18 protein-coding genes are annotated in these 15279 nt (G+C 34.7%); 17 read left to right on the top strand and 1 reads right to left on the bottom strand.

What is annotated here, in order from left to right; genetic code table 11:
* Positions 1-2: 2 nt before the first annotated feature.
* The gene (locus MTZ49_RS13290; RefSeq protein WP_201095265.1) at positions 3-464 is read right to left on the bottom strand and encodes a hypothetical protein; all 462 of its coding nucleotides are present in this window, start codon (positions 462-464) and stop codon (positions 3-5) included.
* A gap of 999 nt (positions 465-1463) precedes the next feature.
* On the opposite strand from MTZ49_RS13290, the gene MTZ49_RS13285 reads away from it, so the two are divergent.
* From MTZ49_RS13285 to MTZ49_RS13205, 17 genes are all read left to right on the top strand, one after another.
* Positions 1464-1721, top strand: a complete 258-nt coding sequence (locus MTZ49_RS13285) for a hypothetical protein (RefSeq protein ID WP_201095266.1) — start codon at positions 1464-1466, stop codon at positions 1719-1721.
* 153 nt (positions 1722-1874) lie between these two features.
* Positions 1875-2444 (top strand): DUF3577 domain-containing protein, encoded by a 570-nt coding sequence (locus tag MTZ49_RS13280; protein WP_236254057.1) that lies wholly within the window; start codon positions 1875-1877, stop codon positions 2442-2444.
* Between the two features lie 130 nt (positions 2445-2574).
* The gene (locus tag MTZ49_RS13275; RefSeq protein ID WP_201095268.1) at positions 2575-3042 is read left to right on the top strand and encodes a hypothetical protein; all 468 of its coding nucleotides are present in this window, start codon (positions 2575-2577) and stop codon (positions 3040-3042) included.
* 70 nt (positions 3043-3112) lie between these two features.
* On the top strand, positions 3113-3610 hold the full coding sequence (locus tag MTZ49_RS13270) for a hypothetical protein (protein ID WP_201095270.1): 498 nt from the start codon (positions 3113-3115) through the stop codon (positions 3608-3610).
* Between the two features lie 83 nt (positions 3611-3693).
* The gene (locus MTZ49_RS13265) at positions 3694-4230 is read left to right on the top strand and encodes a hypothetical protein (RefSeq protein WP_201095272.1); all 537 of its coding nucleotides are present in this window, start codon (positions 3694-3696) and stop codon (positions 4228-4230) included.
* Between the two features lie 100 nt (positions 4231-4330).
* Positions 4331-4915, top strand: a complete 585-nt coding sequence (locus MTZ49_RS13260; protein ID WP_201095274.1) for a hypothetical protein — start codon at positions 4331-4333, stop codon at positions 4913-4915.
* 97 nt (positions 4916-5012) lie between these two features.
* Positions 5013-5327: a hypothetical protein gene (locus MTZ49_RS13255; protein ID WP_201095276.1), complete on the top strand. Its 315-nt coding sequence runs from the start codon at positions 5013-5015 to the stop codon at positions 5325-5327.
* A complete protein-coding gene (locus tag MTZ49_RS13250; protein WP_201095277.1) occupies positions 5324-5698 on the top strand; it encodes a hypothetical protein in 375 nt (124 codons plus the stop codon). Before MTZ49_RS13255 ends, MTZ49_RS13250 begins: the two co-directional genes overlap by 4 nt.
* A 118-nt stretch (positions 5699-5816) precedes the next feature.
* On the top strand, positions 5817-7724 hold the full coding sequence (locus MTZ49_RS13245; protein WP_201095278.1) for a PcfJ domain-containing protein: 1908 nt from the start codon (positions 5817-5819) through the stop codon (positions 7722-7724).
* Between the two features lie 113 nt (positions 7725-7837).
* The gene (locus MTZ49_RS13240; RefSeq protein WP_201095279.1) at positions 7838-8509 is read left to right on the top strand and encodes a hypothetical protein; all 672 of its coding nucleotides are present in this window, start codon (positions 7838-7840) and stop codon (positions 8507-8509) included.
* On the top strand, positions 8506-9261 hold the full coding sequence (locus MTZ49_RS13235; protein WP_201095280.1) for a hypothetical protein: 756 nt from the start codon (positions 8506-8508) through the stop codon (positions 9259-9261). The genes MTZ49_RS13240 and MTZ49_RS13235 overlap by 4 nt, the downstream gene beginning before the upstream one ends.
* A gap of 9 nt (positions 9262-9270) precedes the next feature.
* A complete protein-coding gene (locus MTZ49_RS13230) occupies positions 9271-10056 on the top strand; it encodes a TIGR03759 family integrating conjugative element protein (protein WP_201095281.1) in 786 nt (261 codons plus the stop codon).
* Positions 10057-10083: 27 nt separating this feature from the next.
* Positions 10084-11097: a YadA-like family protein gene (locus MTZ49_RS13225; RefSeq protein WP_201095282.1), complete on the top strand. Its 1014-nt coding sequence runs from the start codon at positions 10084-10086 to the stop codon at positions 11095-11097.
* A 62-nt stretch (positions 11098-11159) separates the two neighbouring features.
* A complete protein-coding gene (locus MTZ49_RS13220) occupies positions 11160-12146 on the top strand; it encodes a YadA-like family protein (protein WP_201095284.1) in 987 nt (328 codons plus the stop codon).
* Between the two features lie 88 nt (positions 12147-12234).
* Entirely contained in the window at positions 12235-12747 is a 513-nt protein-coding gene (locus MTZ49_RS13215) for an integrating conjugative element protein (RefSeq protein ID WP_201095286.1), read from the top strand.
* Between the two features lie 25 nt (positions 12748-12772).
* On the top strand, positions 12773-14980 hold the full coding sequence (gene traD, locus MTZ49_RS13210; RefSeq protein WP_201095288.1) for a type IV conjugative transfer system coupling protein TraD: 2208 nt from the start codon (positions 12773-12775) through the stop codon (positions 14978-14980).
* A 10-nt stretch (positions 14981-14990) separates the two neighbouring features.
* Entirely contained in the window at positions 14991-15275 is a 285-nt protein-coding gene (locus tag MTZ49_RS13205) for a hypothetical protein (RefSeq protein ID WP_201095291.1), read from the top strand.
* The last annotated feature ends 4 nt before the right edge of the window (positions 15276-15279 follow it).

Raw genomic sequence — 15279 nt, 5'->3', positions numbered from 1 at the left:
AATTACTTATCCATATTCTTTTTTACATAATAATCTACAAGTCCTTTGAGCATTTCAGCCATTTCTTGATTTTTTTCTAGCTGCTCTTGTTCATCTTCAGTTAATTTGATTTTCATAATTTGTACAAAATGAGCCGAATTATTTAATGCTTCTTGTTTTGCTAGGGCAACTCTTTGTTCACCATAATTTTGGCCTAATCGAACAGATATAATACAAATGTCACATTTATGTTTAATGCAGTAAGCAAAGTTTTCTCTGATGAAATCAGTATGATCACCACATGTAGCTATACCTATATTTAAACCATGATAATTATTAATAACCATTTTTCTATCATAATCATTAGCCTGATACTTTTCTGCTTTATCTATGTCATAGTTTGGATCTAGTAGTTTAACCAATTGTAAAAGTGTTTTTGATTTACCTCTAAAATTAAGACCAGTGAGCGCAATAACTGTTTTCATAATAAAAAATCCCTATTTATTGAGTTTATTGAAATAAGACTTGTCAGTTAAATATTATTTTAACATAATAAACATGTTAACCACGTTGACTACTAACGTCATTTAGTAGTACCCCTGAACTGATAACTTTATCGATGGCTCGTGTCGGTTATTAGTTCAAACCTAAGACCGAAAAAGCTTCAGGTGGGTCGGTCGGTGCTTAAATGTAGTTTAAGGATTGAAGCTTTATTCTCTGAGGGTATTTTGGTTAATACCCATTTATTCTTTGATTTATATTTATTATAAATATTATCTAGGTGGATGCTTTAAAAATTTTTATTGAGAGTTTTTAAAGCATCCACTTGGATGCTATTCAGATCCAGGCCTAACTGGATAAACATTTAGGAACCTTTTGTGCCAATTGAGGTGCCAGCTGGATACTAGGTCCAGATAATTGATCAGCTACACATAGGATCAATGGTTGAAAATACTGACAGCGATGATAACTGGATAATGATTGACGAGGGATTATTTGGTTTATTTGAGCTAATCATGTAAACATACTTTGTAGCTTTTTTCTGAAAATTGGTTAATTACTTTACAAACTTGAATTGCCAATCTATTTTATATCAAGGCTACAGGCTTTAATTAGCACAGTCTTTCAAATTATTTTAAAAAAATGCTTGACAAGTGTTTTTTTATAGATATAAATATTAGGCATGGATTGTTAGCGTTGCTAACAAAACCTGCCCAGTGAACCATCGATCTTCAAGGTTCAGTACAACGTAGTTGTATGGTCACATAAAGTCGATAAAAGCGCACGGTAGCATCGACGATTACTAAACTGAGTAATGTGTGCTTCTTTTCTACAAATTCTATTTAGCTTATTGCATGAAATGTGTATAAGTTATTTCATTGAAATTCCATTAAAGAATACCGAATGGGGAAACTTTTTTCCTCATAAAGGAATTCATGTTTCTCCTTTATTTATTTTATTTAAGTTTTATATTGGAGAGACAAATGGCAGATTTAGTGAATGAAATTAAATTGAAATCAAATATTGTTAAGTTATTGACTAGATCAAGCGATCCTGAGTCAAAACAAACAGTATTAAAGTTTCAAGAAATGATTGTAACTGATGTAGTTAATTTGGCTTATAAGGATGTGATTGAAAATAATCACAGAGATCTTGAGCAATTAGATACATTAGGAATAAGTAAGCTTTATGAACTTGAAAAAGCTCGCTTACAAAGTGGAAGTTTTGCTATAGCGTGTTAACACTGTTAACAGCAAAATGAACTAAAAATTTTTTATAAAATTGTTTTTGAACCCAATTGGGGAAATACTTTCCCTTTGGGATTAGTCTTTCTCCAATTTTTTTTGAGAAATATTATGAGTAATCGAACTCTACAAGCTATTTGGAGAAATATCATGACTAATCAAACTCAACAAACTACTCAATACTTCAACGTTCACACTACTGGTCTTGGTTATGTAAACCGTATTCGTGAAGTAAAACCTGAAAATGGTGGTAAGCCATTTTGGTCTTGTACTGTTGCAGTATTAAGAGGTGCATCTGATAACGTTAAGTATACCTATATCGACTGTCGTGTTTCTGGTGAAGAAGCGTTAAGTTTAGTTAAACGCCTTAAAAAGACAGTTGATGAAGCTATCAAAGAGGGTAAGGCTGAACCAAAGCTATTAATCGGCTTTACTATTGGCGATATCTATCCTGAATCATTTACTTATGAATCAGGCGATAAAAAAGGTAAAACTGGTGTAAATATCAAAGGTAGACTACTTCGTATATCTTCTATCAAAAAAGATGGTGAAACAGTTTATCAAGCACCTAAGAAAGAGGAAGCTGATCCAGAAGTTCCAGTAGATAATATTCCTGCTGAACAAATAGAACAAGCTCAACTTCAAAATGATGTTCCAACAACTCCAGCACCTTCTGAGCAACCTGCTCAAGAAGAAGCTGAAGAAATGGCAGCATTTTAATTAACTATTAATAATCAAGGCCTCTTCTGAGGCCTTTTTATTATAAATTTAACCCATTGGGGAAATATTCTTTCCCTTATGGAAATAGTGTTTCTCCAGTACTTAATTTTTTATTTATTGGAGAATGACCATGACTGATTTAACAAGAAGAGAAGTACAGCAAGCTTTTAATACCTATATGAGTAAGCGATATGATACTTGTCCAGATATTAGAGGTTGTAGTTTTCCTTTGCCTAGTAAGAGTAAAGCTTTAGCACCAGGTAGACATATCGTCATTAATACAGGTGTATTTGAGAAGGAGCAAGGTTTTGTAGAGTTAAGTGAAGATTTTTGCTCACAAATGTCTAAACCTAGTAAGCATTTTGATAGAAAGACAAGAGCTTGGTTTGTAGGTCAATATTACATGGGGCAGTATAAAAAGGTTTTTTCTTTTTCAATAAGGTGTTCACCTTATTTCACAGGAGAAGATGCTCCATATGCCGCTGAAGCTCTTGCCAGAAAATGTAGAAAATTTGGCTACATTGAAGCTTTAAAAAAAGAGGGGTTATATGACGATTTTATTAACAATGTGAACACTGTTATTGATAGTAAAATATAACACTTACTTTAATCCCAAGGGAAATTTCTTCTCTTGGGAAGGTATTTCCCTGTTATTTTGGAGAAATACCATGTTTTTAAAAATTGTTGTTCAAGAAAGTAGGGTTAAATCTAAAACTATTGGAGCAAAGGTTAAAACAGATATTGAAGGTGGTATAACTTACGCTCAACATCAAGTTAAATCTATGCTTTCTTATTTAATTGATAACAAAGTAATACAACCCAAGTTAGTAAAGTTAGTAGCATTTATAGAGGGACCAAAAGTTGTGCCAGGTGTATCCTCATTAATAGAGGCTACTGTTGTTTCAGGTAAAATTTTAGAAACAGGAGACATCCAATGGATGATACCTCCAGTTACTAAAGAGGCTGAAGATGCTCTATTTAGGAGTATGCAAAAGCTTGAAAAAGATCCTGATTTAAAAAATACTGATGAAGCTTTGTATTTACAAGGTTTTGATATTTTTTATAAATTTAGTGAACGTGTTGCTGAAGTCTTAAAAAATCTTAATCAACCTATGTTGTATTTAGATATTAATAAGGTGGGTAGTGGCACTATTAAGCTCAAGTAATCATTCATTAAAAAACTTTCCTATGGGGAGATACTTTCCCTAGGAACAGTATTTCTCCTTATTTTTTTATTTGGAGAAATAATATGTCAGTTTTAAACATTTCAAAAAACCAACAACCTATTAAGGTTTGTAATGAGGAAACTACAACTCAAAGTTTAGAGGAAAAGCTACGTAAATTATTGGTCTATAAAAGGCTCTGTAGTCGAACAGATAATAGAAGGGCTGAAGCAAAAATAAAGCATGATGTAGCTATATTTAAGCAGTTTAATATAGACTCGATAGATATATTTTACTTAGCAATACCTGAGACGTTAACTCAATATCCTAAGCTGTTTAAACAGTATGGATTATTAACATTTCATAACTATTCAGTGTTGAATGAATTAAATATTTTAGAGATAGACACTGGTTTTGTTATAGGTACAGTAACCTTTTTTAGAGGGTTTGGAATAAAAGATAGAGTACGATTATTGCGTGAATCTATTGAAAAATTCGATACTTATGATGAAGCAAGAGTGGCTTTAGAAACTACTAATTGGACACAATGGGTGCTACTAGATAATTATGAAGAATCAATTATTGATACAAGTAATTATGATTGGTCACTTTTAAGAAAATAGTCTTTTTTTAAATCAGAATGGCTAACCCAATAGGGAAATACTTTCTCTATTGGGAAAGTGTTTTTCTAGTAATTAATTCGCTAATTATTGGAGAAAAATTATGTCTGTATATTCAAATAAACCAATGCATATTTGTGCTGAAGCATTTGAGACTATTGATAAGTTTGAAGGTTTTGGTGGAAATGTAATCGCTGATATTGAAAAAGCAATTAATCATTTTCAAGATCAGTTCAAAGGTATTTATTTTCCTGTAATAACAGAAAATACCGTTATATTGCGACCAGACTTAAGGTCAAACATGATTAAACCTAAAGTGGTAAGTTTATTCACTTATATAGGGGGTAAACCTATCTCTGAAGGTGTTATTGAACTACTACGGGTCACGCTTTTATCAGGTGTTGTCTTAGAGAATGGTAATATTCAGTGGATGTTACCAATCACTGATGGACCTAATAATAATGATCCACGTATAGAAGAAGCTGAAAATGCATTGTATGAAAAGGTTCTTGAATTAGAACAAAATCCTTTTACAAGAATGAGTGACGAATTTTTGTATTTAAGAGGGTTTGAACCACATTTTCGTTTTAGTGGTGTTGTCAGAAAAGTATTAAATAAACTAAATCAACCATTATTAGTTTGTGATATTGATAAATCTGGCAACTATACAATCAAGCAAAGTCAATAATACTTAGCTAATCATCAACCCAATGGGGGAATACTTTCCCCTTGGGCTTGGTGTTTCTCCATTTTTTCATTTTATAAGTTAATTTTGGGGAAATACCATGTATGAAATTCCAGCTATAGCCTTAGCTCCTGGTCGTCATCAAATTGTATCTACACAAGATGAAGAGGATCAAGGATTTGTAGATTTATCTTTAGAGTTATGTAAAGAGATGTCAAATCCTAGACTTTATGAACATAAAGAAAAGGGATATTACTTTGCATACTACTATCAGGGTAATAAGATAAACGTTAGGTTCAAGGTGATATGCTCACCTTATATTAAAAAAACAGATATTCAGAAATTTCTTGAAGTAGCTAGAAAGTTTGGTTTTGCAACTGCTTCATTAATGTTTATGGAAGGTAATAAACAATGATTGCTGATCGTCAAACTCCTGCTATCTGTTTATCTAGTCATCAACTTAAGGCTTTATGTACTAATACACATCCATCTGAAGAACAGCTTAATGCTTTAATTAGATTATGGATTGTAGCACGTAATAGTACTTCTCAAAATAAGCGTATAGCATCATTTTTACTAAACTTTTGGGGTGGTAGTTACTATAAGTTTGATATGACAGAGTTAAAAACAATGGAAAAGGACTTATTGGATGACTGTTTAACAGTAATTCAGTTACTAAGTACGAGTAGCCAATCACTGACACAGCTTTTAGGTGTGACAGAAGATATGCTTCAAGCTCTAGCCAATCATCATAAAATAAGACCTTTCTATATAACTAAGAAATAAATAGGGCATCTTCGGATGCCTTTTTTATTAGAAAAAGAGCAGTTTCTATTTACCTGCATCATTAATTCATAATAGCTTGCAACATAGTTATATTCACTAATAATTATCTGAGTGGCATATGACTATAGAGATCGAGAAACTTTCAACTAAATATTCTGCAAGCCAAATAGAACATGCATTACTATGGAAAGAACGATTTAAAAAATGTGCAGATAATCCTGATAAATTTGAAAAAAACTTTCTTAAAGATTACTTAGACATAACTAATAGACACTACTTCTGGTTTTACCAGATTAGTGATACAGAAGTTATATTACGTCTCTTTGATTATTTCTTATATTACGATGGTCAATTTATACGTGGTGTAGCTAATACCTATCGTAAAGCCAGTCCTAAAAAATTAACCAAAAGATATATAACCCAATGTAAAGAGATGGTTATAGAGCAAGGTTGCTACTATGATCCGCTTATCCCTAGTACAAGCTTTACTGACAAATTTCGAGAAAATATAGCGAGCTATACGAAATATATTTATTACACATTGCTTGTTAAGAAGTATTTTAAAGTAGTAGATAAGCATTATCACAATGCATACAATATTGATAAAGAGATATGGAATCAGTTTCATACTAATACAACGAGGTTTATCAGAGGTAAGAATTATTATTTTCTTCGTTTGGCAGCCTTTAAGTTAAAGCTTTTTAATCAAGCATTAAACCCCAATATTTTAAAACTTATACGATCAGTTAGGTGTCCTACCTATCGGTTGTATAATTGGGTTGCTGAAGGCAACTCATCTTATCGAGAACAACTGATTAGGGCACAACCTGTATTGGTACCTATGCTAGTATTACATGATGTGACAGATATACACCCATTAAAAGAACTTTTACTTTATTTACAAACCAATAACTACCCTTGGAAACTATTAAATAACATAAAGAAACCTGATCTAATTGAAAAAGATTATATTGATTATAAGTTACCCTACAAGATTAAAGGTGAACCACAATATTTGTTCAACTTATTTGGAGTAGTAGCAGATAGACAGCTACCTTTAAATGAAGTATTAAGTTTCTTTTTTAGAACACCCTCAATTAAAGAGATTAGCTATATAGGTAAAATGAGAGTGTATGATCTAGGAGGAGCCATTTCTTATACTCATTATAATATCTATGATTGGTTATTTGATGGTACTAAACTGGGTAATATAAAACCAAAAAATAAAAAAGAGTGGCAAGCATGGCGAAAATTATATTGGAAATATGAAGAATTTATAACAAAACGTCCAGATTTGATTAGTTTTTTCAAAGGAGTCAAAAACCCTCTGAATGAAGGGATGTTTGATGAATATAAAAGAACTAAAGAAGATTATATGGAAATGATACGTAATTTATCTACTACACGTTTAGGGGGTGATAATCTCTTTTATGAACTAAGAGATAAATTAGAAAGTCATTTAAGCTACATCCAATTAAAAAATATTCTAATTAAATACCATAAAGTATTGCCCAAGCTACAGGCTAAATTGACACAGGAGCTAACAGGCCTTAATCAGGGTAATTCATGGCAACCCATGTTAAACCAAAATAATCTAATAGCACCCAACAAAGTGGTTATCACAGAATTATTAACACCAGAAGCTTTAGAGAAGGAGGGACGTAGTATGAAACATTGCGTTGCCTCTTATTTTTCATCCTGTTTTGAAGGATATTGTCGGATTATTTCTTTTAGAAAAGAAGGTAAATCATTAGCTACTGCTGAGTTTAATATTCAGACTGTTCAACAGGGTGATAGTTACATTGATGAAATACAATGTAGGCAATTTAGAGGCTTTGGTAATAAAGAGACCCCTAAAGAAGCTGACGAGGCATATAGGTGGTTTAGCAAATATTATCTAAGTACTTCATCATCTATTATTAACCTAGACTGGCCAGATGAAAGTTATAAAATTGATGGACTACGTTATTTTCGTAATAAACTTTCGGATGAATTAAGGCATTGGTTAAAGGGTATTATCTTATAAAAATTTACCCTTGAATAATAGGTTTTGGCCTATTTCTATTTAATCGCATAAAAAAAATAACAGCTATGTAAAAGTTAACTTATTTCAAACATGTCAATCATGGAGTTAACTGAATGAAACAGTGCATTGTAATCATCTCACTAGGCTTATTAATCAGTCTAACAGGTTGTTCAAGTAAAGATACAACCCAAAAATCAACACAACAACCCAATATCATTATTACAGATAATGACCAAAATGGTGGCTTTCGTAATCCTGAGCCATTAGCCCCTGATCTTTATCCACAAGGTTCTGAACCAACACCAGAACCTATTATTCGCTATGGTCGATATAATTTAGCCAGTGCCAAGCCTACAGCAGAACAACAAGATTTGATGGCACAAATTATTACTACCAATATTCCCATAACTATTACTAATCCAACTGTGATGGATGCGATGGATTATGTTATGCAAAGATCAGGATATAACCTTTGCCCATCTAGTACGAGTAAAGAAATTCGTACTCTCTACTCAAGAAACTTACCTGCTGCACATTACAAGCTTGGTCCTATTACCTTAAGAAATGCTTTACAAGTTTTAGCAGGTCCTGCTTTCCAAGTGAATGTTGATGAAGTTAACCGTAAGGTTTGTTTTGATGTTAGGGAAGATTACAAATTACCAGAAGCTACATCTAGCATTAAACAAATCGCTGCTAACGATGCTTACTTAGCTACACAGTCCACATTAAAAAATAAAAACAACAAACCTGTAGCAGAGCAAAAAGAAGGGGATAACAACAAATGATTAATTCAGAAAAAATCAAGAAATCATTTAGAGGCCTTACATTTAAGCAGATTTGTTTAATTAGTTCGGCTGTATTCGCTATTTTGTTTCTTACTCTGTTTATTTTAATGAACATTTCTGATAATTCAGCTATAAATAGTTTAAAAACACAAATAACAAAGTATGAGACAGAAATTGAATCATTAAATAACCAAGTTATTACCAGTAAGGAGCGTGTAGAGCATTTTAAAAATGAACTCACTAAAATTATTACTACCAATGATAAAATTAAAGACACAATAGCTAGTCTCAACCGTAGGTTAGAAGAAGTACAGCAGTTCCAATTAGACCAATATTTAAAACAAAGCCAAGCAACTGAAGATTCACCTTCAAAAGATGATATAGCTAACCTACAAACTCAAATTACCACACTACAATTTCAGATAAGCAGTGTTAATCAAAAGATTTACGAACTCAATAAGCAAAATATAACCAGTGTTGTAAACAACCAAACAACAAATACTGGCAACGCCACTACAACCACTGCTAAAACTGTAGTAAGGCCATTAAAACCAAATTTTGCCATCGTTGGTATTGAATCTAGGGGTGGACAGCTATTTGTGGCAGTAGCTCCTTCTTCTTCAGCAAAACTCAACCAAATTTCACTATTACGTGAAGGTGATAGCTATCGTGGTTGGCAATTAAAAACAATTCGTACCAATGCCGCAGTTTTTAATGTAGGTGGTCGTCAACAAGTCATCAGTATTCGTTAGGGGATAATCATGAAATATAACTATTTACTAGCTTATTGTTTATTAACCGTTTCACTGACAGCTTCAGCACAACTATCTGTAACTAGTGATAAAGAAAGTTTTAGTTTTCTTAATCAACAACAACTGCAAGGACAGACTCACGCTGAGACTAAGCAAACTCAGTCGCAAATTACCAATAGCCTTAAACAACAATATGCAGAACAAGCAGCCCAATGGTCACTTACTGAACAAGAATGGGAAAAGTTTGAGGCAATTAAGAAAGGTCCTAGGGGATACTGGAGTCCTAATCTTGATCCATTAACCGCATTAGGTATGGAAGCTGAAACAGATGAGGAACGTCAACGTTATGCAGAAACTCAAGTAAAAATGGAAGTAGCCAGAGTTGAGCGAGAGCTAGCTTATCAACGCGCTTATAACGCAGCCTTTAAACGTCTTTATCCCAATATGCTACCTGTACAAGGCATGGGAACAACTAAACCTTTAATGAGTACTAGTACAGCTACCAGTAATCGTTTAACAGTATTTGTTAAACAAGACTGTAAGCCCTGTGAAGCAAAAGTTAAAACATTGCAAAAAGCAGGTACTGGTTTTGATATATACATGGTCGATAGCAATAACAAAGACGATGTAATCAGAAAGTGGGCCAATAAAGTTGGTATCCAACCACAGCTTGTTCATCGTAAACAAATTACCTTGAATCATGGAGAAAAGCTTTGGAAACAAGTAGGGAGGGAAACGGACAAATTGCCTATTACCTATCTTCAGGCTAATGGGCAATTGGTTCGTCAAAATTAAAAATTTAAGTTGTAGGTAGTAGAAAGTATGAGAAATAAATTGTTATTAGTTTTACCCTTATTTATGACGAATATAGCAATAGCAGGGAACTGGTCTACCATTTTAGATGTTGAGGTATATGGTGACGGAAATGGCAATAACCAGTCGCCATACTCCGTAACAAATGGTTATAACAATACCTTAACAGACATAGACCCTGGTGGGGAAACAAGAAGTTCAGAGTCGAGTATGGTCACAGGTTCTGGTAACTATTTTGGTACGGGGGAATGGAATAGTGCCTTTGGTAATAATAATACCGTCAGAGGCTCTATTTGGACAAATGGAGCTAATATTTTTGGCAACAGTAATAGTACCAATACTGCACACTCTAACACCATTGGCAATAACAACACTGTAACAGGTACAGGCAATATTACTATAGGCAATAATAGTACCGTTTCAGGAACCAATAGTATTTCGTTAGGGAGTAATAATAGTGCCTCCAATGGTGGTATAGCAATAGGTAGTAATTCAACTGCTAGTCGAACAGATGAAGTTAACTTTGGAGATCGTCAACTCACTGGCATATTAGCAGGGCAAGCGGATACTGATGGTGTTAATGTCAGTCAAATGAATAGTAAAGCACTGGAAGTATTGGATGATGCAAAACAGTATACCGATGATACCTTTGAAGATGCAAAATCAGTAGCCAATAGCTATACAGACCAAAAAATCTACGAATTGCTAAATGACAGCACTATCGACTTTTCCAAAGACAATGCTTATACCACAGGGCGTATTAATCAACTAAATAAAAAACTAGAAAAGATACAAAAAGAAGTCAATGCAGGTATCTCTTCAGCTATAGCTTCAGCCTCAGTACCCCAAAAATTAGGCAAGCAAGTTAGTTTCGGTATGGGGGTAGGTACCTACAAAAATGAAATGGCTTATGCCTTGGGTGTTAAGTGGGGTATTACCAAAAGAGTTGCATTAGGATCATCTATTGCTTTCAACACCCAGAAAGATACAAGTTTATCGTTATCACTGGCTTATGGCTTCTAAAGCGTAAAGCCAATGGCAATTATTTATTAGATTTACAACGTTAGAGTGAAATAAGGTGTTTTATGAAAAATGTTAAAAAGAAAGGTTTATTTATTATTAGTGTATTAGCTTTAACAATTGCTAATACTCATGCTAGAACAGTTAATGTGGTTATGCCAGATAATGTGCTACATGGTGATGGCAATGTCATCACTAATGCAGATAAAAGTGTCAATATTGGGTGGGGTGATCGCATTACAGATGTAACCAATACTAACAGCATTGGTTCAAATAATACGATCAATACAGCGACTGATAGTAATGTTAATGGGATTGGAAATAATGTAGAAAATGCCACTGGCACCTCGGCAATGGGCAATAGCAATACAATTAAAGATACAGAAAATAGCCAAGTTATTGGCAACAACAATACTGTTTCAGGTTCAAACAATATTGCTATCGGTAACAACAATAATGTATCAGGCGAAAATAGCATGGCCATTGGAGGTGGTACTGCTAGTAATGGGGGTATTGCCATTGGCAGTGGGTCAACAGCCAATCGAGAAGATGAAGTCAACTTTGGAGATCGTCAACTTACTGGTATCAAAGCAGGTGTGGCAGATACTGATGCAGTAAATGTTGGTCAGCTTAATAGTAAAGCGAGTGAAACACTTCAAAATGCAAATAACTACACTGATAGCAGAGTACCTACTATTATCAACGAAGCTAATCAATATACTGATTACCAATACAATCAGGCAATTGATCAACTTTTTCAGAAAAATCGTGGCTATATCGATAGTCAGATAAATCGCTTAGATAAAAAAATTGATAACTATCGAAATGATGCTTTTGCAGGGGTGGCAGGTGCGTTAGCTATTGCTTCTATTCCGAAAAAGGAAGGCTATCAAACCTCTTATGGCGTAGGTGTTGCTAACTTTCGTAATCAACAAGCCATAGCAGCTGGCATTGAACACAACACCAGTACTAGAACTGTCATGAAATTTAACTTCTCCTCGGATACTAAAGGTGGAATCGGTCTAGGCGCAGGTTTTGCCATAGGGCATTAATGCCATTTGACAGGGAAGTCTTTTTTATCTCTTCAATGCAACGTTGTTAACACTGTTAACAGTGTTAACAAAATCTAAAGGTGAACAAATGTACAAACTCCCTTTATACCTTTTTATTAGTTTCACAAGTTTAGTAGCTACAGCCAATGATAAGCTAACCATTGTAGCTGATCTTGGAGGTGAGTCAGCACTTCAGTACTATCAAACACTTAATATTCAAAATGATAAAAAGCCAGTTAAGCCCATTCCTCTTGTAAAAGTTCCTTATGATGAACGCTCAGTACTACCTATCGTGAGTAAACGATTAACACCAGGTAAGGTTGAGCCACGTTTGATCAATGCTAATGGCTTGATTAGGCCTTTTTTTCTCGTAGGTGATGATGATTATTCCTATCAATGGTTACAAAACAGGGCTGACATACTTAGACGTTTAAAAGCGGTTGGATTAATCGTTAATGCCAACAATGAAGCTTCATTAAAAAAGATCCGCACCTTTCTTCCTGATGTCACTTTATTACCTGTCTCAGGAGATGACATCGCAGATCGCTTTAAATTGACTCATTATCCAGTATTAATCACTGCCACTGGTATAGAACAATAAAAAGGCTTTGACGAGGGAAAAGGCTATGGCAAAAAAGCATATCTTAGAATCAAAATTAAGGCCTCCTGTAGAGTTGTATACTGCAACTGTTTGTTTTGGTAGTGCAGCACTCTGTTTGCATTCTCCTTGGGCGTTAGCATTATCACCACAAATAGGTATTTATACAGCAATAGGATTTGGTTGTTTAGGTACTATTAGAGCTAAACAAGGTTATGAAGTGCTGCGTTACCATCGTAATATAAAGCGACTGCCTACCTATGAAATGACCTCAAAGCAAATACCTATTAGCAATAAATTCTTGTTTATGGGCAAAGGTTTCATGTGGACAAGAGAGCATACGCAACGACTAATCGATTCTGATGATCCCAATGTTCAAAAATATGTTACCCCTTCAAGTTTCTTTAATTTAGCTCGCTATTTAGAGAAAAAGTTTGAAAATACCTCACTAGCACCACTGACTAAACTCACACAAACAGACCATTGGCTTAACCCTGTTAGACCATTACCACCTGTGGGGGGTAAATCAACCATACATGGTGTAGAACCCAATGAAGTAGATGCTTATTTACCATTAGGTGAAAGAGTTGGACATACAGTTGTTTTCGGAACTACTCGTGTAGGTAAAACTCGTCTATGCGAAGTTTATGTTACCCAAGATATACATCGTGGAGAAGTGGTAATTGTATTTGATCCTAAAGGTGATGCTGATCTACTGAAGCGAATGTATGCTGAATGTAAACGTGCAGGTCGTTTAAATGAATTCTATATGTTCCATCTAGGACACCCTGAAATATCAGCACGATATAATGCCGTAGGTCGTTTTGGACGTGTATCTGAAGTTGCTTCAAGGGTAGCAGGGCAACTTAGTGGATCGGGTAATAGTGCAGCGTTTAAAGAATTTGCTTGGCGATTTGTTAACATCATAGCCAGAGCACTGGTAGGTTTAGGTAAGCGTCCTGATTATTCATTAATTGCCCGTTATGTAATTAATATGGATGAACTCTTTGTTGAATATGCCATGACCTACTTCAACAAATACCAACCTAATGCTGCTGAACTAATTGTCAAAATTGAAGGAGGCCTGAACGATAAAAATATACCCATGAATATGCGTGGTCGTGAAAAACGAGTGATTGCTATTGAACAATATATCACTGTAAGCAAAACCTACGACCCTGTACTAGATGGTCTACGTTCAGCGATACGCTATGATAAAACCTACTTTGATAAGATCGTAGCTTCCTTATTGCCCCTGCTTGAAAAACTAACCTCTGGTAAAACAGCCGAACTACTAGCACCTGATTACACCGACTTAAACGATGATCGTCCAATCTTTGATTGGCAACAGGTTATTCGTAAGCGTGGTGTAGTTTATGTTGGCTTAGATGCCATGTCAGACTCAGAAGTGGCAGCAGCAGTAGGTAACTCCATGTTTGCCGACTTAGTATCAATGGCAGGGTGGATTTACAAACATGGTTTAAATGAAGGCTTACCAGGGCAAGCAACCAATAAAAAAACACCTATTAATATTCATGCAGATGAATTTAACGAATTAATGGGCGATGAATTTATACCCTTAATCAATAAGGGGGGTGGTGCAGGTATTCAAGTGACTGCCTATACACAGACACTAAGTGATATTGAAGCACGTATAGGTAATGCTGCAAAGGCAGGGCAAGTAATAGGTAACTTTAATAACTTACAAATGCTTAGAGTACGTGAACCTAAAACAGGAGAACTACTCACCAACCAACTGCCTAAAGTTAATATCCTAACCAATACATTAGTATCTGGTGCAACGGATGTGGCTGATCCAACAGCCAACACACAGTTCACATCATCCTCTCAAGATCGGGTAAGTCAAACCAGTGTACCTATGTTAGAACCTGCCATTATGACCAAACTACCTAAAGGTCAAATGTTCTCTTTACAAGAAGGTGGACAGCTTTGGAAAGTTAGAATGCCATTACCTAAACCAGATCCAGATGACATTCTGCCTGATCGTTTACAAGACCTTGTTAACGACATGCGAAAGAACTACAACGCTAATGCAGGGGAGTGGTGGAAGTCCTCTATCAGTGCACCTTCTAGTATTGAAGGCTTTGAAGATTTACTTAAATCATACAGTACACCACCTTCAGTAATAGATGATGGTATAGATGATGAGCTTATGTTTTTTGGTAGTCAAATGACTGAACAATCTTATGAAGCAACTGCTGACTTGCAAGACTAAGGACAACATAATGCAAATGGCCGAATGCAACCACAGCAAAACGATTATTAACTCTATTCAAGTACATAGTTTAGAAGTTGATAAAATTGCTTCAGATTACCTAAAAACACTGCTCAATAAACTCTTATTTCATTCTGACACAGAAGAAAGCTTAATCAAACAACTCATAGAGCTAGGATTAAAGCCAACAGTACTTGAAGAAGTAAGTATTGCAACAAAGGCCCTTATGATAGACGACCCTGATGTAGGTAAAGCAGTTCTCTATCTTAATGAAATCACTGTTAGCATACATTAGGAAA

This window comes from Entomomonas sp. E2T0 (assembly GCF_025985425.1).
Lineage (GTDB): Bacteria > Pseudomonadota > Gammaproteobacteria > Pseudomonadales > Pseudomonadaceae > Entomomonas.
The sequence above is the reverse complement of the archived record's forward strand: the minus strand, read 5'-3'. Positions and strand labels throughout refer to the sequence as shown.